Source organism: Pantoea ananatis PA13 (genome assembly GCF_000233595.1).
Taxonomy (GTDB): Bacteria; Pseudomonadota; Gammaproteobacteria; order Enterobacterales; family Enterobacteriaceae; genus Pantoea; species Pantoea ananatis.
Genome location: NC_017554.1, coordinates 1,266,092 through 1,286,561 on the forward strand (window position 1 = coordinate 1,266,092; position 20,470 = coordinate 1,286,561).

Below are 20,470 nucleotides of genomic sequence, written 5' to 3' on the forward strand. Positions count from 1 at the left end.
TTGCCATGTTAAGAATCGCTAAAGAAGCACTCACTTTTGACGACGTCCTGCTCGTTCCTGCACACTCCACCGTCCTGCCGAATACGGCCGATCTCAGCACTCAGCTGACCAAAAACATTCGTCTGAATATTCCCATGCTTTCTGCTGCAATGGATACCGTGACCGAAGCGGGTCTGGCTATTGCGCTGGCGCAAGAGGGCGGTCTGGGCTTCATTCACAAAAATATGTCGATTGATCGCCAGGCAGATGAAGTGCGTAAGGTTAAAAAGCATGAAAGCGGCGTCGTCACCGAACCGCAGACCGTGTTGCCCACCACTACGCTGGCGGAAGTGAAAGAACTGACCGAACGCAACGGCTTTGCCGGTTACCCGGTCGTGAACGCGGATAACGAGCTGGTGGGCATTATCACCGGTCGCGATGTGCGCTTCGTCACCGATCTTACCCAGCCCGTGACGGCCGTGATGACGCCAAAAGAGCGCCTGGTGACAGTGAAAGAGGGTGAAGCCCGTGATGTCGTCCTGCACAGAATGCATGAAAAGCGCGTAGAAAAAGCGCTGGTCGTGGATGACAGCTTCCACCTGCTGGGGATGATCACCGTTAAAGACTTCCAGAAAGCCGAACGTAAACCTAACGCCTGTAAAGATGCGCAGGGTCGTCTGCGCGTCGGTGCGGCTGTAGGCGCCGGTGCAGGCAACGAAGAGCGCGTAGATGCGTTGGTTGCTGCCGGTGTGGACGTACTGCTGATTGACTCGTCGCATGGCCATTCAGAAGGCGTACTGCAGCGTATCCGTGAAACCCGCGCTAAGTATCCTGACCTTGAAATCGTCGGCGGCAACGTTGCAACAGGTGCGGGCGCGCTGGCCCTGGTTGAAGCTGGCGTGAGCGCGGTTAAAGTCGGTATCGGCCCGGGCTCCATCTGTACTACGCGTATCGTTACCGGTGTGGGTGTCCCTCAGATCACCGCCGTTTCAGATGCCGTGGCCGCGCTGGAAGGCACCGGCATTCCGGTTATCGCGGACGGCGGTATTCGTTTCTCTGGTGATATCGCGAAGGCGATTGCCGCAGGCGCATCCTGCGTCATGGTGGGATCGATGCTGGCAGGGACCGAAGAATCACCGGGTGAAATCGAACTTTATCAGGGCCGCTCTTTTAAATCCTACCGTGGAATGGGCTCGCTGGGCGCCATGTCTAAAGGTTCGTCGGATCGTTACTTCCAGACCGACAACGCTGCTGACAAGCTGGTGCCAGAAGGTATTGAAGGCCGCGTGGCTTATAAAGGCCGCCTGAAAGAAATCGTGCATCAGCAAATGGGTGGCCTGCGTTCCTGCATGGGCCTGACCGGCTGCCAGACCATTGATGATCTGCGTACCAAAGCCGAATTCGTGCGCATCAGCGGCGCGGGCATCAATGAAAGCCACGTGCACGACGTGACCATCACCAAAGAGTCACCGAACTACCGTATGGGTTCATAACCCCGTAAGATTTCCCGCCCGGCAACAGCCGGGCGCTTTACTTTAAGTCACCGTTCTGGAAACCCCTCAATGACGACGGAAAATATCCATAAGCACCGCATTCTGATTCTCGATTTTGGTTCTCAATATACGCAGCTGGTTGCGCGCCGCGTACGTGAGCTTGGCGTGTACTGTGAACTCTGGGCCTGGGATGTCACCGAAGAGCAGATTCGCAAGTTCAATCCAAGCGGCATCATTCTGTCTGGCGGCCCGGAAAGCACAACCGAGCATGGCAGCCCGCGCGCGCCTGACTATGTGTTCACGGCTGGCGTGCCGGTTCTGGGTGTTTGTTATGGCATGCAGACCATGGCGATGCAGTTGGGCGGCAAGGTGGAAGGATCCAACGAGCGTGAGTTTGGCTATGCGCAGGTTGAAGTCAACACGGCAAGCGCCCTGATTCGCGATATCGAAGACGCCATCAGCGCAGCCGGTAAACCGTTGCTGGATGTCTGGATGAGTCACGGTGATAAAGTGACCGCTATCCCTGCTGACTTTGTTACCGTTGCCAGTACAGAAACCTGTCCATTTGCCATCATGGCGAACGAAGAGAAACGGTTCTACGGCGTGCAGTTCCATCCGGAAGTGACGCATACGCGTCAGGGGCTGCGCATGCTGGAACGTTTTGTTATCGATATTTGTGAATGTGAAGCGCTCTGGACACCGGCAAAAATCATCGAAGATGCCGTCGAGCGTCTGCGCGTGCAGGTCGGCAACGACAAAGTGATTCTGGGCTTATCTGGCGGTGTGGATTCGTCAGTGACCGCCATGCTACTGCATCGCGCCATCGGTAAAAACCTGACCTGCGTATTCGTCGATAACGGCCTGCTGCGTCTGAACGAGGCCGAGCAGGTGCTGGACATGTTTGGCGACCATTTTGGTCTGAACATTGTTCACGTTGATGGCGAAGCGCGTTTCCTGGACGCCCTGGCCGGGGAAAACGATCCGGAAGCGAAGCGTAAAATCATCGGCCGCGTCTTTGTTGAAGTCTTTGACGAGCAGGCACTGCGCCTGGAAGACGTGAAGTGGCTGGCGCAGGGTACCATCTACCCTGATGTGATCGAATCGGCTGCCTCTGCTACCGGTAAAGCGCACGTGATTAAGTCGCACCACAACGTCGGCGGCCTGCCGAAAGAGATGAAGATGGGCCTGGTCGAGCCGCTGCGCGAGCTGTTTAAAGATGAAGTGCGCAAGATCGGTCTGGAGCTGGGCCTGCCTTACGATATGCTCTATCGTCATCCATTCCCGGGGCCAGGCCTTGGCGTGCGCGTACTGGGTGAAGTGAAGAAAGAGTACTGTGACCTGTTGCGTCGTGCGGATGCCATCTTTATTGAAGAGCTGCATAAAGCCGATCTCTACAACAAAGTCAGCCAGGCCTTTACCGTGTTCCTGCCTGTACGTTCTGTTGGCGTTATGGGCGATGGCCGCAAGTATGACTGGGTCGTTTCACTGCGCGCGGTAGAAACCATCGACTTCATGACCGCCCACTGGGCGCACCTGCCGTACGACTTCCTGGGCCGCGTGTCCAACCGCATCATCAACGAAGTTAACGGTATTTCCCGGGTGGTTTATGATATTTCCGGCAAGCCACCGGCGACGATTGAGTGGGAATGATTTAGCGTCCGGCTCAGACCGACAGTAAGCACTATAAAAACGAAGCCCGCGTTATGCGGGCTTTTTGCATTTTAGCTCCCGCATTGTCTGGCCGATAGTCGCTTCGCCGGAACGGCGAGGGATATCACTGAATTTCGCCTGCAAAATGAGTTCGCGTTGAACAGCGCACGGCGCTGAAGCGAACTTAGGATCTACGCCAGGCGGCAGGCAGGAGACGTACGACGCGAAGCTCGGTGACGACAATCCCCACCAGGATTAACGCCGCTCCTGCAAGTCTTTCTGGCGGCAGACGATCGCCCGCGAGAAAATAACCAAAAATCCCACTAAACACAGGTTCACAAATCAGTATCAGGGCGACCTTTTCCGGGGCCAGCACAGCCTGAGCACGATTCTGAATGGCGTACGCCAGGGCTGTTGCGAACAGGGCCAGTGACAGGATTGTTAATGCTGTCGGCAGCGAGTGAGGTAAAGAAAACTGGTCACGGGCGACGCTCCATAGCAAAGAAAGCACGCCAACGATGCCGAGTTGTATCGATGTTGATGCCAGGGAAATATCAGGCGTTGTGAAAGTCGACACGATGACGATGTGTACGGCGAAGCACACCGCACAACCCAGAATAAGTAAGTCACCATAGTGCACCCTGAACCCGTCAAGGCTGAGTAAGCCAAGCCCAAACACGGCAATGGCGGTTCCTGCTGCCTGTTTAGCACTGGGGCGTCCTCTGCCGATGAGATAGATACACAACGGCGTGAAAACGGTGCACAAGCCTGTGATGAAGCCGGCATTGGAGGGCGTTGTGTAAGCTGTGCCGGATGTCTGTAGGGAAAATGCAGCGAAGAGCACGATGCCCGCCAATACCGCACTCACCCAGTCACGTGGCTTCAGGTGGCGAAAAGAACGGATCGAAAAGGGGAGAAGCGCGAAAGCCGCCAGGGTAAACATCCACGCGTTCAGGGTGGATGCGGCCATGAAGCCCAGCGTGTCGTGCTTCGCAACGAAGCTCCAGCCCCACACCGCCGTGACGGCTAAAAGCGCGATTGACCAAAGGATGCGATATGACATAGTTGTCCCTTAGGCAGGCATTTATACCGAATGCCTGGCTCAGAATTGTATGTCAGCGGTACCCAAAGCGGCTTACGATAATTCAGTAAAAAGCTCCTGGCAATCCTTAACGCTGTTCCTGCGGCGGCTATCCGAAATTTCAACTGTTGATGACGCGAAGTAGCGAGATAGAAGGGGGCAGTACAAGGTGCCAGCAACCGGGAATTTGATAAGGTCAGGGTTCTGTGGCTGGCGGTGGTCGGGATGAGCAATGAGCAGACGTTGATAACATTACTGCCTCGCTACAAGCCTGCTTAACGGCGGGTTTTTCCTTTCACTGGTCGAAGGCCGTTTTTGGGTGAAGGCATAAATACTTGCGCGGAGTGGAGAAGGGTGATCACGCCCTGATGCCTGTCAGCATTTAAGCCAGAAAAAATCAGCCGGTGCTATCCGGCTGATTTTATTTACCGCATGTCTGCACGAACAAAAAAATATGAATCCGCTGTCGGGCGATGTTTACTTAAGGTGTTCCTTCAATTCCGCTGACGCCTGGCCAATCGCCGTACGCACCGTAGGCTCTTTACTCAAGGCATTCAGCAAACCAAAGTCGTGGATCATGCCGTTATAGCGGGTCACCGTCACCGGTACACCGGCGGCATCCAGCTTACGTCCAAAGGCTTCACCTTCATCGCGCAGCACGTCGAGTTCGGCAGTCTGAATCAGCGTTGGCGGTAAACCGGCCAGTTGCGCCTCAGTGGCACGCAGCGGAGAAGCCAGAATGTTATTCCGATCTTTATCTGACGTGGTGTAGTTATCCCAGAACCACTTCATCATGTTTCGGGTCAGGAAATAGCCGTTGGCGAATTGCTGATAAGACGCATCATCAAAGCGGGCATCGGTAACGGGCCACAGCATCACATCGTAACGAATCGCCGGGGTTTTGTGTTGTTTGGCCTGCAGCGCGACGGCGGCCACCATGTTGCCTCCCACGCTGTTACCGACCAGCGCCAGGCGCTTACCGTCAACGCCAATTTCCGCACCGTGTTCGGCTACCCATTTTGTCGCTTCATAAGCCTGGGTAATCGCGACCGGATAATGGGCTTCTGGTGAGGGCTCGTAATTCACAAATACCGCCGCAGCGCCGGATTCGTTCACAAGGTCTCGCACCAGACGTTCGTGCGTCGGGAAGTCACCCAGCACCCAGCCGCCACCGTGGAAGAACATGAATACCGGGAGCACACCGCTGGCGTGTTCGGGTTTAACAATCGTCAGTTTGAGCGGCTTGCCCAATGCTGTGATGGTTTTTTCAGAAACCTGTGCGGGTGGCAGTGTGGCACCTTGCTGCGCGCCGGTGAGTACCGCGCGTGCTTCTTTAGGCGTTAAGGTCTCAATGGGCTTACCGCCGCCACTGTTCAGTGCTTTAAGAAAGGCGGCGACGCCAACGGTAGGTTCAGGCGCATTCTCCACAGGGCTGGCCCATGCTGATGTGATCTGGCTGGCTAACAATAAAGCACCTGCGGTGAGTTTCACGTTCATTTTAATTTCCTTGTGTTTGCGATTAAGTAGTGCGCTATTTAGTTTGGCTAAGATGGCAGGTATTTCTTAAGTTGTAAACTACTAAATAGTTCGCTATTTAAATTTCAAGGCTGACGCGAGAACAATGCTGATGGCGAAAAGGCGCGGGAAGAGGCGTGGCGTCTGTATTGGATGGCATTTTTTACGATTTACCCGTGGGTTAATCAATTTCGTGCCAGTTGTTTTTTTGAGCGCTACACTCATCTCTGAACCGCAACGCTGTCAGCGTGTAAAACAGCCTGCGTGTGTCCATTTCACGGCATGATAGCGACGGGCAATCAGGCTTTTTGATGACTCAAACTCAAGGACTGAATTAACCATGTTTAAGCGTCTTCTCTCTTCTCTGCGCAATAAAAACCAACCCGCCGATACCGCACCAGACGAGCCCGCTCAAGAACGGGAGATGATTGTTGCTTACGATGCTCATGGACAGGAAATGCACATTGCACGCAATGAATGGCGTGAGAAGGTCTTTCTGCCGGATCTGGAAAAGAAGTGGGATGATGCGGACGCCTTGTACACCGCGATTCTGATGGGGTTGAAAGACGCCTTTGCTTCCGATCTGGTTGCGGCAGCGGAGCGCCTGGTGGACATTGACCGTAATCCTGAACGAAGTCATACCCTCCACGGAATTGTACTGATGGAAACCGGCCACCTGGATGCGGCAGAACAAACCCTGCGAGAGGGAATGGATAAATCAGGCGCGACAGGAACCTTACTCACCAATCTGGCGAAAGTCTTTGCCGAGCGCGGTGAGGACAAACGGGCAGATGACACGCTCTGGCAGGCTATTCAAACCGATCCGAACCTGGATAACGGTTTACTCTGGTGGGTGAGCATTCAGCGCGAGCGCGGAGGCGAGGATGCTTACATTGAGGGATTGCGCAGTGTTGCCGCGATGCCGGGAAGCTGGCGAGCACAGCTCTGGATGGCCCGTTTTTATCTGGAGCATAACGAAACCGACAAGGCTCGTGGACTTTATGAAGAGGTGCTGTCGGGTGGACGGTACGATGCTGAGGCGCTGTATATGATCTCTGGCGACCTGGGGAAAAATGGCGAGATTCCGCTTCTGATTTCGCTGGTTGCGCCCCATTACGATGTTCAAAAGCACGATCCTATGGCCGGTATAAATTTATTGCAGGCTTATCTTGAGTTGGGGCAGACGGATCAGGGGCTCACGCTTCTTAACCAGCTGTATGCACTCAATTTTGCCCCGATCAAGCAGCATCTTGATTATTACAGACAAGCGTTTGAAGAGAAACGCCGCCAAACGGAACCCGTTCAGCAGGTGGCGCCTGATGATGTGAAAATCACAACGTTATCCGTTACGCAGCCCATTTGGCATTACGGCTTATGTAAAGCCGACTGGCTGTTTAACCAAAAACCTGAAGAGACAGCGAAGATCGGTTTCTTTGCGTTATCAAAAATACCGGATGGCACCGCAGCCCAGGGCATACAGCGCGAAGATGAGCTTGGCCGACTGTCGCGCGCGATTCCGCTCTATCTCGCTGAAGCCGTACATTACTGGAGTGATTATGCGGCGTGCACCTATTTTCTGATGGCGGAGGGCCACGGTCCTGTTCTCACTGGCCAACCGATGGTGGGTGAGGATATTTATGAGATCCTGCCGCCTGACATGAAGTATGTGGTGACGGGGGAAATTGGCTGCACTGGCGAGGGCGAACAGCGTCGTTGGCAGATTGCGTTGTCGCTGTGGAACTGTAACACGCGCAGTAAACAGTCGACTGAAACTGAAGAGGTAACGGATGCCGGGTTAGGCAACGTGATGCAGGCGTTGGAGCAAAAATTACTGATGCAGGCCGGCCTGAAGCGTGAACAACCACTGGATGCCTTTTATCAACGTCCTCCGGCTGACGCGTTGCCTGTCTATCTGACCGGGCTGGGGCAATCGTTAATGCTGACGTTGCTGGCTAACCAACAGGTTCCGTATTCGGAGGTCTGGAATGAGCGCGCCATGTTGGACTGGCCGCTGACTATTGTCCGTCACTGGCCATCCCTGACTGCCGCTAAAATCATGTATCTTTCCGGGTTGGGCAAAGCTTTCGATTATCACTCCGAGGCACTGCCGGGCTACCAAACATCCAGTCTGGAATTGCTGAGAATGGAGAGCAGTCAAAGCAGCGTGATTGCAGGACTCGCGCCGCTGATGTGGAAAATATTTGGTATCGAAGGTGAGATAAACTCACGCAGCCAACCTGTCGCGCTGGAGGCGCAGCAGCGCTATGAAGCGTGGTTGCAACGTGTAGCGGAAAAGGCGATAACAGGCTAGTTTTCAGACGGCGGGTTCAAGATAACCTATGCTGTTGTTGAAATCGCCAGGCATGAAATGCATCTGGGATCTGTTATCTGCTTCGAGCATGGGTGAAGTGCAGGCTTCGCGTGCCTTCGGGATTGGCTCTATCGCCTTCTGTACTGACCGCAAAGCAGAGGGCAGCCCAGACCGGTCGCGCGCTGAATGCGCGCGGCGAGTATCTCTGCTTGCTTCCTGAGCCTGAGTCGCGGCGGGTTTCAGGCTGGCTGATTCTGCGTATAGCCAGCCTCTGAGCATACTGGTGGTGACAGCCATCACGGCCCCTTAACGTTGTGTGATGGCGGGCCGTGCGTCAGCAGCCACTCACCAGCGTGAGCAAATATTGCGATGACATCGCAGCATAGTTAGTGAATACAAACCCTATATTTCATTGCAAAATCATCCCTTATCTTTTACCTGCAGGAACCGCGATGCTGACCCTGAAAATCTTCAGTCTCTGTTTTCTCACCGTAATTTTACTGTCGCTAGCGGCGAGCCTGGCGCAAGCCACTCATGGCAACAACGCTACCGGCCAGGGTGGCTGGGCAACGGCCCGAAGGGATTCGGCCGGTGTCGCGCCCGATCCACAGGCCAACGCCAGTCAGGCCATCGTTCAGGTCTATGCCGCACCGACATACGGCTGGAAAGGCGCTATCGCGGTGCACCCGTGGATTATCTTTAAACGTGCAGGTGAAAGCCGCTATACACGTTACGAAGTCATTAGCTGGGGGAGCGGCGATAAGGTAAGACGTAATTCATCGTTGCCTGACGGCTACTGGTACGGGGCAAAACCGCGGCTGTTGGTTGAGCATCGTGGCCCGGATGCGCAAAAACTGATCCCGCAGATTGAAGCCGCCATAAAATCCTACCCCTGGCCCACCACCTATCGCGCCTGGCCCGGGCCGAACAGTAATACCTTTATGGCGCACATTGGTCGCAATGTGCCGGATCTCAAGCTTGATCTGCCTGCCAACGCCCTGGGAAAAGACTACCGGCCATTATGGCGCCCCGTGGGCTTGCCGCCCTCAGGCCGTGGGGTTCAGGTATCAATACTTGGCGTCGCGGGCATTACGCTGGGGGCGGAAGAAGGGGTTGAAGTGAATCTTTTGGGACTGAGCGCGGGGATAGGCTTTGCGCCGTTTCGGCTGAGACTGCCTTTTATTGGCGGTTTAGGAAAAAATAATCTGCAGGAAAATAAAATCTGACAGCCGTTTGGTGGATGACGCGGCAGTCGAAACAGGTTACCCGACGGTTGGGTTGCCGCGTAACCCCACTTCGGGTTGTCTTAACCGTTACGGTCTGCCTGAGTCACATCACCCGTTTTAACAGACGCCAAAATCGCCATCTTCATGGTAGAGATTTACGCTGTCTGCGTTAACTTCGATTTCTTTTTGAGTGGCATCGTCCACGCGAGCGCACCACAGCGTTCCCCCTTCGGCACGTAGCACCACCATTTTGGGTCCGCCCGTTTTCGATTGTACCAGGTCATCAGTTTTAAACATACTTCCTCCGTTGTGAGCATTGATTTTAGTCCATCACGCCAGACTGACACTTTTTTGCGTAACCTTTTCCATTTTAGCCGCAACCTGTTTTACCTGCTGCCCGACAACCCCCATGCTGCTCATCTACCGCATTAAGTATAAATAAGTTGTCAGTTGACAACCCATCAAAAACAAGGAATGATATGCACCATGGTGGACAGAAAGCGACATCCCAGCAAAGAGATTGAAGCCGCATTATGTTACGCAGAGTTCCATGGGTGGCTGGTGGTTGCTAAGGGCCATCACGCATGGGGCAAAATGTACTGCCCGGCAAATCTGTCGGCGTGCCGCTGTGGTGAATACTGTCTGACCTGTATCTGGCGCACCCCGAAAAGCGCGCAAAACCATGCCAAAGCGCTGCGGCGCGTGGTAGACAACTGTATCGCCACCCGTGAGTAGAAAAAGAGGGAAGGATTATGACGGACTATCATTTCACCCTGCGGTTTGAACTGCCTGAATCAGCCAAATCCATCGACGCATTACTGGAAAAGCTGGCGGAGGCAGGATGCGACGATGCGCTGGTCGGTGCCGGTGTGGCAGGCAAGCTGGCACTGGAATTTACGCGCCACGCCGACTCGGCGAGCCACGCACTCAGCAGTGCGATAGAGGATGTGCAGTCTGCTATTCCTGGCGCAGTCATGGTTGAAGCCGCGCCTGACTTTGTCGGTTTAACCGATGTTGCAGACCTGATTGGTGTATCACGCCAGAACATGCGCAAACTAATGCTGACGCACAGCAAACAGTTTCCGCTACCGGTTCACGATGGCAAAACGGCCATCTGGCATTTAGCCGATGTGCTGGAGTGGCTGGCGCAGCGTAATCACTACCAACTGCCTGCGGTCACCTGCGAGCTGGCACAGGTGACGCGTCGGCTTAACGTGATGGGATCCCTGCAGCGCTACGGTTATCAACATTCGTGATCAGTGCGGTATCAGAAAGATTGTCGCCAGGCCCAGAAAAATAAAGAAACCACCAGTATCGGTGATGGCGGTAATCAAGACGCTTGAACCCACGGCGGGATCGCGTTTCATTTTCGTCATGACCAGCGGCACCATGACACCCATAACCGCAGCCAGCAGGAGATTCAGCACCATCGCCAGCATCATGACGCCGCCCAGCGCCATGTTATCGTACATGAGCCAGGTCACTCCGCCCATAATGGCGCCCCAGAACAGGCCGTTAATCAAAGCGACGCCGAGTTCACGCATAAACAGGAACGAAAAGTTGCCCGGCTCAACCTGATGCAGGGCCAGGGCGCGAACAATCATGGTGATGGTCTGATTACCGGTGTTCCCACCTATCCCGGCAATAATCGGCATGAGCGTAGCTAGGGCGACAATCTGCGAGATAGTGCCTTCAAACAGACCAATGACGCGTGAGGCAATAAATGCCGTACACAAATTGATTGCCAGCCATGCCCAGCGGTTGCGCACGGATTTGCGCACCGGCGCGAAAACATCTTCTTCCTGACTGATCCCGCCCATTTTTCGGATATTGCTTTCGTTCTCTTTGTTAACCAGATCAACAACATCTTCAATGGTGATGCGGCCGATGAGTTTACCCTGCGCGTCAGTTACCGCCGCTGAGATCAGGTTGTAACGTTCAAAGGCACTGGCTGCATCTTCGGCTTTATCATCAAGCTGAAACGTGGTGGGATGCGAATTCATCACGTCGCTCACCATGGTCTTGGGTTTGTTCAGCAGAATAGCGGTTAACAGCAGTTCGCCCAGCAGTTGGTTGTTTTCATTGGTGATAAAGATTTTGTCTGTACCGTCCGGCATGCTTTTGCCTTTCCGCAAAAAGCGCTGCACTGTGGCTAAGGTCACATCCTCGCGCACCGTGAGGATATTGAAGTCCATAATCCGGCCCACGCGATCCCGGTCGAACTGCATCACGCTCAGGATGCGGGCGCGCAGGTTAGGCTCAAGCGAGGTCAGCAGGCGTCCGGTGAGGTCGCGTGGCAGGTAACGTACCAGCCAGGCCTGATCGTCAATGTCCAGGGGTTCCATAGCCTGCAGGATGGCGCGATCGCTCATCTCTTCGGTCAGGCTGTCCCAGACGGTTTCAGAGGCTTCAACCAGCACATGACCGCGTTTCTCACCCGGTACCAGGCTCCAGAGTGCCAGACGCGCTTCTTCAGGCAAGGCTTCAAGAATATCGGCAAGGTCAGCGGCATGAAGCTGGCTGATGTCTTGCTGCAGAATTTCACGATTTATCGCATTTTCACGTTGCTGCTCAGCGGTGAGATGGCTGGCTTTATCCAGCAATTCATCCACCAGATCGTGCTCATTGAGCAGCAGCGTCAGAATACGATGACGAATTTCACTTAAACGTTGAGTGTGTGAGGCAGACACATTGCATCCCTATAGTCTGAAAGCACTTGCACGAAGTGTAGCGTTTTGACCGAAAAAGGGATGTAAAAAATGGCGCTGATGCAGGGGATCGCGCGTCGATTAATCAGGTTATGACATCTTATGATTAACGGCTGTCAGAAAGCGTGGTGATCGCCGGAGGCGAGTCGGTTTGTTTTTGCTGATGATGCTCGAAAGCCGCGGGCAGGATAAAGACGAGGCGACTAAACAGAATGATAAAACTGATGAGTAAAACAATCCGCGTCATGCTGACGCTTTTTTTACGTCTTCGTGGAGAAAGGGCGCTGTTCACGCAGTGTAATTCCTGTAAAAACCCAAGACGGGCGACAGCAATATTTAGTCACAGTCGCCCGCTGAAATCAACCGCTGTTTAAAAAAAATACAACAATGTTAATAACTGGCTTTCTGCGCCAGGAGCGTCGCAAACCGGCAGTTTATCCGGTTGCCATTTTCATCTTTGCGGTGTAACTGACCCCAGTTTTCGTTGTACTTCACAATGTGCCAGTTGCGATAGTAATGACTTAACTCGCCGGATTTAAAGGCAAAAGGGAAGTCAGACGGACAGGGGGCATCCTCGGTATTCATGGCGGCAACAATCAGGTTGAAGCCATTTTTCACGGTGCAGGCCTGCATATCGGCAATCAGCTGGGGGATAGTTTCCGGCTGTAAAAACATCATTACCACCGTAGAGATCGCCAGCTGGTACGCGCCGTTGAAACGCACCTGGTTTAAATCCTGCTGCGCCGTATGAATGCCGGTCAGCCCTTCGGCGGTAATAATCTGATTCAAGCGTGCCAGGCTTGCCGGATTATGGTCCCAGGCAGTCACTTCGAATCCATGTTGATTCAGAAACAGCGTGTTGCGCCCGCTTCCGCATCCCAGGTCAAGCGCTTTGCCGGGCGTCAGCTTAGGCAAGGCGTCAACCACTTCAGAATGGGTGGGCGTTAAGCCGTAGGTATCGGCAAAATAATGTTCAGTTCGTAATGTCATCGTCATCGGTTCGGTGATGCGGGCAGTCAGTGCCCGCACGATCAGGCTTCTGCGAGAATCAGTTTCCAGCCGGTTACTTCATCCCAGTAGGTTTGCTCACGCTCAAGGTCGAGTTGCACCAGGTTATTCTGACTGAAATAGCCTGCCGGAAAAGTGAGCGTCCAGTGGCCGTCATCGCAGGTGAGTTTTAACGCGTCCGGACGAGTCGTGGCCTGGCGCTGGTTATTCAGCAAGGTCCCCAGACGAAGCAGAAAGATAAGGGGCAAAAACTGCTTCTTCTTAAACAGCGTCACGCGCGGCAGTTCATCTACCTTCACCGCTTTACGGTGAAATCTGACCAGCGCCGCCAGCAGCATTTGCTGATCCTGATTAAAGCCTGGCAGATTGGTGTTCTGCAGGATATAGGCTGAATGGCGCTGTAAACCACTGTGATTGATGGTCAGCCCCACCTCATGCAACATGGCAGCCCATTTCAGTAACGCAGCCAGCTGCGGATTCGCCAGTTTGGGATTTTGATCGCGCCACTGCAGATAGAGCTGTTCCGTCGTCTCCAGTACGCGTCGAGCCTGATCGCTGTCGATGGCGTAGTGATTCGCCAGGCTCTGAGCCGTACGGCTGCGAATATCCCGATGGCGGAAACGGCCTTCCATTTCGTACAGCACACCTTCACGAAGTGCGCCATCACTCAGCGTCAGTTCACGGATAGCCAGCGCGTCAAAGACGCCGCAGAGAATGGCCAGGCCCGGAACGAACACGCTTTTACGCTCCTCAGACAGGCCCGGCAGGCTCAGCGCAGCAAAGGACTTGTGCTTAATGACTTCGTCATACAGTTTCGTCAGGCGCTCAGGGGTAATCAGCTTCTCTTTCTCACCCATCGCCAGCAGCACCTCACAGGCGGCTTTGATGGTGCCAGACGCGCCCAGCGCATATTGCCAGCCGTGCAGACGGTACTGCCAGGCCAGCGTTTCCAGCTTCTGCGTGGCGGCCAGGCGGGCGCGACGAAAGTTCTCAACGCTGATTTCACCGCCGGGAAAATAAAGCTGGGCAAAACTCACGCAGCCCATGCGACGGCTTTCTACCAGCTGCGGCTCAAAATCTTCACCGATCACTAATTCCGTTGAACCGCCACCGATGTCGATGACCAGCTTGCGGCCTTTTTCCGGCTGCGTATGTTCAACGCCCATAAAAATCAGGCGCGCTTCTTCGTGACCGGAAATCACCTCAATCGGGTAAGGAATAACGTCAGCCGCGCGCTGCAAAAAGGTTTCGGCATTCACCGCCTGCCGTAACGTATGTGTGCCCACGATCGTCACGTTGCTGGCGTTAAAGCCCTGCAGACGTTCAGCAAACAGCGCCAGGCAGTTCAGCCCGCGTTCCATCGCCTCTTCGCTCAGGTAATTTTTGGCATCCAGCCCATCGGCCAGATGTACCCGTTGCTTCAGACGCCCCAGAACCTGCAAAGCGCCATCCACCACGCGGGCAATTACCATGTGGAAACTGTTGGAGCCAAGGTCAATTGCCGCAAACTCTTGAGGTTTCGGCGTACTTTTTTGGGAGATAGGCATAGGCGTTATTCAGGTTGTTCCAGCTTCTTAATGTAATCGTAAATGGCCATCTGCGACCGTACTTTACGACGATTACCGCGCTGAACGTACTGGTTAGTCAGCTCTTTATCCACAACACGTGCTTTAACGGTGTCGCTAAGCTGAATAGCAATAATGTCCAGGATGCGCTGCTTTATCTGTGGATCAAGGATCGCCACGGCCACTTCGATGCGATAATCAATGTTACGCGTCATCCAGTCCGCGGACGAGAGAAACACTTTCTTATCACCACCGTTTTCAAAAATGTATACGCGGTCGTGTTCCAGGAAGCGGTCAACAATACTGATCACACGAATGTTTTCACTGATCCCGGGCAAGTCTGGAATCAATGAGCACATTCCGCGCACCAGTAAATTAACATTTACGCCAACGCTGGATGCGGTATAAAGCCTGTCTACCAGCCCTTTGTCCACCAGGTTGTTAATTTTCAGCGTAATCCCACTAGGGCGTTTTTGCTGCGCGTTGGCGATTTCGTTATCGATCAAATCATACAACATGCGACGCGAGTTTTGCGGAGAAACCATTAAATGGTCAAAGGTCACCGGGCGATAGGGATTTTCAATAAAGTTGAAGACCCGACGCACTTCATTGGTGATACGCGCATCGGCAGTTAACAGGGAATAGTCCGTGTAAAGGCGTGCCGTTTTTTCATTGAAGTTACCCGTACCAATGTGGGCGTAGCGCACGATCTCCTCGCCTTCCCGGCGGGAAATCAAAAACAGCTTGGCGTGAATCTTCAGCCCGGGCGCGGAGAAAATAACGTGTACACCGGCTTCCGTCAGGCGTTTTGCCCAGTAAATATTGGCTTCTTCGTCGAAACGGGCCTGCAGCTCTACTACAACGGTCACCTTTTTCCCGTTATAGGCGGCATGAATCATCGCATCCATAATGCGCGAATGCTTGGCAACGCGGTAAATATTGATTTTGATCGCCAGCACGCTCGGGTCGAATGACGCCTGACGTAACAGTTCAAGAACATGCTCGAAGGTGTGGTACGGATAGTAAAGCAGCACGTCGCGATTACGAATGGCATCGAAACCGTTGCGGAAACCGTCAAAGCCAATATGGCGGATTTGCGGCATCGGCCGGTTAATCAGGTTGTTCTTCCCGACGTTAGGGAAGCCGATAAAATCTTTAAAGTTGTGGTAGCGCCCCCCCGCCAACACGGAGTCGTAATTTGAAATCGACAGCTTGTCGCACAGCAGCGCCACCATCGAATCCGGCATGTCGCGCTGATAAACAAAACGCACCGGTTCGGCGGTCAGACGCTGTTTCAGGCTGGATGACATCAGTTCCAGCAGGCTGGATTCCATTTCTGTCACCAGGTCGTACTCCGCATCACGCGTCATTTTCATCGAATAGGCGTTGAGCGTGTCGTAGTCATAGAAACCTTTAAAAATATCATCCAGACAATACCGCAGGATGTTATCAAGCAGGATCATAGGCTTACGGCGACGGGGAGGTTCGGCAGGCAGATTGATGAAGCGTGGCACTTTATCCGATGGAATTTCCAGCAGGGCGTACTGAATATCCTGACCGCGAATAATTTCAACCGCCAGGTAGGTGTAATCGTCTTTCAGAAACTCGGTTAAATCGGTTTCATGAGTAATCAAAATCGGCGTGATGTGCTGACGCAGCTCATGCTTAAAGTAGTGGCGCAGCCAGCTTTGCTGGTTAGGTGACAGCTGACGTTCGTTTATCAGGAATATTTGATTACGCGCCATCTCCAGCAGCAGGTCGTTATACAGGGCGTCAAATTCCTGATCTGACTTCAGGACGCGCTGTTGAATCTTTTTTAACAAATGGCGTGGCGTGCTGGCGGAGCCTTGCTCTTCGCCAATCAGGATACGGCGTTTCAGATCGGCAAAACGTACCTTGTAAAATTCGTCGAGGTTGTTCGAGTAAATACCTAAAAAACGCATACGTTCAATCAGCGGATTACCTTTATCTGCCGCTTCCTGCAAAACACGTTCGTTGAAGCACAACCAGCTCATTTCTTTTTCGATATAAAGCTTTACCTGACCCATTCTCACTCCGTATGACGGTTGCAGGACTGACGACGATACAGTATCCAACAGCATTATGGCGAGAGTATGGCAGGGTTGTCCAACAGCAAAAGTTGTCTTATCAACCAGCTACGGGCAACATAGCGACTCATTTCCGCCGCATAACCAGGGCCGCATGAGCGTAAACCATATTCCTGTGCAGTTTAGCGATCGCCGACGTCGTGCTATTGACCGTTTCACGCGGCGCCTCGTCACGTGTTGCGGAGCGGCCATTCTGCTACTGATGATGCTGTTGTTCTTTTGGTTGCTTTGGGTGGTCCTGCCGTTATTCAGCGCGCCGGGCGTGCAAAGCGTCAGCAGCCAACGTCTGTGGGATTCGGCACCGGCTCTGGCGATCGGCAATCTGGGCGACGTAGGCTGGCGCATCAGCCGCGATGGAAAGGCGCGCTTTATTCCGCTAAACGGACAACCGGCAGCCCCGGCATTAGGACTTTCGCCCGTGCCGGAGCAAATCGTGACCAGCGCAGACGACAAGACGTTGCTGCTTAATGCCCAAGGCAGTTTAACCCTGCTGCAACCGGTGATAATCCAGGGCGAAGGCGAATGGCATTTCCCATTGGGCGATAAGGTGTTTCGCCTGCCACAGGGCGAAATAAAAAAGATGGCGCTGGCCACGATTAGCCCTGACCAGTGGCGCATCGCCGCCTCTGGTGAGTCCGGAGTAAACCTACTGACGCTTGGCACCAACCAGCAGGCGTCGCTGATTACGCTGCCGGCCCAGCAACCTCAGCATCTGTTACTGTCGCCCAAAGGCGACCTGCTGTATACCACCGAAGGTAACCTGCTGCAGGTCTGGCAAATTGATGACGGGCGAGCCTGGCTGCGCGAAACGCAGACGCTGGCTCAGCCGCCCCGGCAGTTGCTGTTACTGGCTGGCGGGCAAAGCCTGCTGATCCAGGATGACAGCGGCATTTCTCAGTGGTTCTCCATAGCGGGTCAACACGGCCTGCGCTTACACCGCATCCGGACCTTTGAGCACAGCGCCGGACAGGCCACGATGATCGGTGAGCCACAGCGACGGGTGTTTGCCACGGTTGATCAGACCGGCATGCTGAAGGTGTTTGCCAGCAAACAGAACGGGCCTATCCTGCAACGGCAGCTGGCCGCTGGTATTCTTCAGGCCCAATTCTCCCCCCGTGGTGACAGCCTGCTGCTGGAGCGGCAGTCAGGCTGGGAAACGCTGAAGCTGACGAATCCCTGGCCGGATGTGACCTGGCGTAATTTCTGGCAAAAAATCTGGTATGAAAACTATCCCAAGGCCGACTGGGTCTGGCAATCCACCAATGCCGGAGACAGCTACCAGGCGAAATTCAGCCTGATCCCAATGGTCGTGGGCACGCTTAAAGCGGCCAGTATGGCTCTGCTGTTTGCCACGCCGCTGGCGCTGGCCGCCGCGATGTATACCGCGTGGTTTATGGCACCGGGCCTGCGTCGTTGGGTTAAGCCCGCCATTGAGATGATGGGGGCGCTGCCCAGCGTGGTGATCGGACTGATCGCCGGATTATGGTTAGCGCCGCACGTAGGTCAGGCGTTAGTGGGCTTGCTGCTGCTGCCCATGACGCTTGCCGGCAGCCTGCTCGGCTGTGGCGTAGTGAGCCGTCGCCTGCCTGAGCGCTGGCGCCAGCCAGGACGTGAGGTGTTGTTGCTTCTGCCTGTGCTGCTGAGTGTCACTCTGCTGACGTTAGGGTTGCCGACCCTGATCGTACCCGATGCCGGGGACTGGCTACCGCATTACGCGCAACGTAACCTGTTGGTGGCGGCGCTGGCGATGGGGTTTGCGCTGGTACCGTTAATTTTTACCCTGGCTGAGGATGCCCTGTTTAGCGTGCCCGCTTCGCTGGGACAAGGATCGCTGGCGCTGGGTGCCACGCCCTGGCAAACCCTGACGCGAGTTGTGCTGCCGGGCGCGTCGGCGGGGATTTTTGCCGCCTTGATGATTGGCTTTGGCAGGGCTGTCGGCGAAACCATGATTTTATTAATGGCGACGGGTAATACGCCGCAAAGTGAAGGCGGCTTGTTCAGCGGCCTGCGTACGCTTTCCGCCAACATCGCGATCGAGATGCCTGAAGCGGCCGTGGGCAGCGCCCATTACCGAATTTTGTTCCTGAGTGCGTTTTTATTGCTGATATTTACGTTAATGATTAATACCCTGGCAGAACTTATCCGGCAGCGCCTGCGTCATCGCTTTAGTCAGTACAAGGAGCAGGCATGACGGTGATGCGACAAAACGACCGCTGGCGCTGGTTAACGGCCGGGGCCGTGACGGTGTGCCTGTTGGCGTTTACCTTATTGATAGGATTGCTGGGATGGCAGGGGCTGCGTACCTTTTGGCCTCATAAGGTTGAGCTCTATACCTTTACGCAGCCTGACGGCAGTCACACCCGGCTGCTGGGTGAAACCCTTGAGCGGCAGTCACAGTATCCAGCCCCGGCTGGCAATGCAGATGATCCGCACGCGACGCTGCATCGCTATTTGATTAAAACCGGCAACCGTGACTGGGCCGCACCGGATTTTCGTATTGCGCTCAGCAAGAATACACCGGCAGTCAGCCAGCCGGAGGCCATCATGGTGTTACAGCGCCGCAGTCACGGCAATGCTTACGGCTGGCTTGTGGGGCTGCGCGAAGACAATGAAGCGCTGACGGCCAAAAACATCAATGCACTTTTAGAGCAGCGCCTTGAACAGGTGCAGATCCTGGTACGCCAGGCCAACGAAATCCGTCGTGTTGATATGGCCCGGCTGAATCAGCAACTGGATCAGCTAGACGATCAGGCTGAACAGCAGCGTGAGGCAAAGCAGTTTGATTTGCAGGCGCAGTCAGAATATGACGCCAATCAGGCTGCACTTGAGCGTCGGCTTATTCAGCTCAATGACAGGCTGAACAATCTGCAAGAGGAAAGTCAGCGTGACGCCTTAATTCTGCGTGACGTTAACGGTATCGAGCACAGTATCCCGCTGTCGCAGATCGTGGCGGCCTGGCAACCCAATGCCATGACGTTGACAGAAAAAACAGGGCACTTTTTCCAACAACTGTGGCGCTTCGTCAGTGATTCGCCTGCCGAGGGTGAAAGCGATTTTGGCGTTTTCCCCGCCATCTTCGGCACGGTTCTGATGGTGCTGCTGATGTCCGTGGTTGTTATGCCGTTGGGGGTGATTGCAGCCGTCTGGCTGCATGAGTATGCCGGACGCAATGCCTTGACCCGACTGGTACGCATCGCGGTGGTGAACCTGGCGGGCGTGCCATCCATTGTCTATGGTGTGTTCGGACTGGGCTTCTTTGTCTGGCTGGTGGGCGGTTCGGTCGATCGGCTGTTCTACAGCAGCGCGCTGCCGAATCCCACCTTCGGCACGCCGGGCTTGCTCTGGGCATCGCTCACGTTGGCCCTGCTGACCCTGCCGGTGGTGATCGTGGCAACGGAAGAGGGCTTATCCCGCATACCGAACAGCCTGAGACAGGGATCGCTGGCGCTCGGGGCGACGCAGGCCGAAACCTTATGGAACGTGGTGCTGCCGATGGCGGTTCCGGCGATGTTAACCGGGCTGATTCTGGCGGTAGCGCGCGCCGCGGGCGAAACCGCGCCATTGATGCTGGTCGGCGTGGTAAAAATGGTACCGGAATTGCCGGTTGATGCGGTGTTTCCCTATCTGCACCTCGACAGAAAATTTATGCATCTGGGCTTTCAGATTTATGATTTAGCCTTTCAAAGCCCCAATACCGAAGCCGACCGGCCGCTGGTGTTTGCCACGGCGCTGCTGCTGGTGCTCATTATTCTGTTGCTGAACCTGCTAGCCATGGGCCTGCGTCACCGTCTGCGTGAACGCTATCGCCTGATGACTCAATAACTGA

The 20,470-nt window shown here is 54.5% G+C and carries 16 protein-coding genes; 8 read left to right on the forward strand and 8 right to left on the reverse strand.

Annotation, left to right across the window (positions count from 1 at the left end):
- Positions 1-5 precede the first annotated feature (5 nt).
- On the forward strand, positions 6-1,472 hold the full coding sequence (gene guaB / locus PAGR_RS06065) for an IMP dehydrogenase (protein WP_013026725.1): 1,467 nt from the start codon (positions 6-8) through the stop codon (positions 1,470-1,472).
- Between the two features lie 69 nt (positions 1,473-1,541).
- A complete protein-coding gene (gene guaA / locus PAGR_RS06070) occupies positions 1,542-3,122 on the forward strand; it encodes a glutamine-hydrolyzing GMP synthase (protein ID WP_014605279.1) in 1,581 nt (526 codons plus the stop codon).
- Between the two features lie 184 nt (positions 3,123-3,306).
- Here the strand turns inward: guaA and PAGR_RS06075 are convergent, their stop codons facing one another.
- Both PAGR_RS06075 and PAGR_RS06080 read right to left on the reverse strand, forming a co-directional pair.
- Positions 3,307-4,185 (reverse strand): DMT family transporter, encoded by an 879-nt coding sequence (locus tag PAGR_RS06075; protein WP_014594304.1) that lies wholly within the window; start codon positions 4,183-4,185, stop codon positions 3,307-3,309.
- Positions 4,186-4,680: 495 nt separating this feature from the next.
- Positions 4,681-5,700 carry an alpha/beta hydrolase gene (locus PAGR_RS06080; protein WP_014605280.1) on the reverse strand — a complete coding sequence of 340 codons (1,020 nt, stop codon included), beginning with the start codon at positions 5,698-5,700 and terminating at the stop codon, positions 4,681-4,683.
- A 358-nt stretch (positions 5,701-6,058) separates the two neighbouring features.
- Here PAGR_RS06080 and PAGR_RS06085 point away from each other — a divergent pair, with 358 nt between their 5' ends.
- Positions 6,059-8,029: a tetratricopeptide repeat protein gene (locus PAGR_RS06085; RefSeq protein ID WP_014605281.1), complete on the forward strand. Its 1,971-nt coding sequence runs from the start codon at positions 6,059-6,061 to the stop codon at positions 8,027-8,029.
- Between the two features lie 452 nt (positions 8,030-8,481).
- The gene (locus PAGR_RS06095) at positions 8,482-9,255 is read left to right on the forward strand and encodes a DUF3750 domain-containing protein (RefSeq protein ID WP_014605282.1); all 774 of its coding nucleotides are present in this window, start codon (positions 8,482-8,484) and stop codon (positions 9,253-9,255) included.
- A 117-nt stretch (positions 9,256-9,372) separates the two neighbouring features.
- Here PAGR_RS06095 and PAGR_RS06100 read toward each other — a convergent pair whose 3' ends face one another.
- On the reverse strand, positions 9,373-9,552 hold the full coding sequence (locus PAGR_RS06100; RefSeq protein WP_014605283.1) for a GDFGVC terminal motif YodC-like protein: 180 nt from the start codon (positions 9,550-9,552) through the stop codon (positions 9,373-9,375).
- A gap of 189 nt (positions 9,553-9,741) precedes the next feature.
- Between PAGR_RS06100 and PAGR_RS06105 the strand changes: the two genes are divergently transcribed.
- Together PAGR_RS06105 and PAGR_RS06110 are read left to right on the forward strand one after the other, a co-directional pair.
- On the forward strand, positions 9,742-9,990 hold the full coding sequence (locus tag PAGR_RS06105; RefSeq protein WP_014605284.1) for a hypothetical protein: 249 nt from the start codon (positions 9,742-9,744) through the stop codon (positions 9,988-9,990).
- A 17-nt stretch (positions 9,991-10,007) separates the two neighbouring features.
- On the forward strand, positions 10,008-10,511 hold the full coding sequence (locus PAGR_RS06110) for a helix-turn-helix transcriptional regulator (protein WP_013026713.1): 504 nt from the start codon (positions 10,008-10,010) through the stop codon (positions 10,509-10,511).
- On the opposite strand, the gene mgtE is transcribed toward PAGR_RS06110, so the two are convergent.
- From mgtE to ppk1, 5 genes are all read right to left on the reverse strand, one after another.
- Entirely contained in the window at positions 10,512-11,945 is a 1,434-nt protein-coding gene (gene mgtE, locus PAGR_RS06115; RefSeq protein WP_013026712.1) for a magnesium transporter, read from the reverse strand.
- 124 nt (positions 11,946-12,069) lie between these two features.
- The gene (locus PAGR_RS06120) at positions 12,070-12,255 is read right to left on the reverse strand and encodes a YfgG family protein (RefSeq protein WP_013026711.1); all 186 of its coding nucleotides are present in this window, start codon (positions 12,253-12,255) and stop codon (positions 12,070-12,072) included.
- A 98-nt stretch (positions 12,256-12,353) separates the two neighbouring features.
- Entirely contained in the window at positions 12,354-12,992 is a 639-nt protein-coding gene (gene tehB / locus PAGR_RS06125) for a tellurite resistance methyltransferase TehB (RefSeq protein WP_013026710.1), read from the reverse strand.
- Positions 12,993-12,994: 2 nt separating this feature from the next.
- On the reverse strand, positions 12,995-14,518 hold the full coding sequence (ppx, locus tag PAGR_RS06130) for an exopolyphosphatase (RefSeq protein ID WP_014594297.1): 1,524 nt from the start codon (positions 14,516-14,518) through the stop codon (positions 12,995-12,997).
- Between the two features lie 5 nt (positions 14,519-14,523).
- Complete coding sequence (ppk1, locus tag PAGR_RS06135) at positions 14,524-16,584, reverse strand: polyphosphate kinase 1 (protein WP_014605285.1); 2,061 nt, start codon at positions 16,582-16,584, stop codon at positions 14,524-14,526.
- Between the two features lie 154 nt (positions 16,585-16,738).
- Here ppk1 and PAGR_RS06140 point away from each other — a divergent pair, with 154 nt between their 5' ends.
- Positions 16,739-18,835 carry an ABC transporter permease subunit gene (locus PAGR_RS06140; RefSeq protein WP_014605286.1) on the forward strand — a complete coding sequence of 699 codons (2,097 nt, stop codon included), beginning with the start codon at positions 16,739-16,741 and terminating at the stop codon, positions 18,833-18,835.
- On the forward strand, positions 18,832-20,466 hold the full coding sequence (gene pstA / locus PAGR_RS06145) for a phosphate ABC transporter permease PstA (protein ID WP_014605287.1): 1,635 nt from the start codon (positions 18,832-18,834) through the stop codon (positions 20,464-20,466). The genes PAGR_RS06140 and pstA overlap by 4 nt, the downstream gene beginning before the upstream one ends.
- Positions 20,467-20,470: the final 4 nt, after the last annotated feature.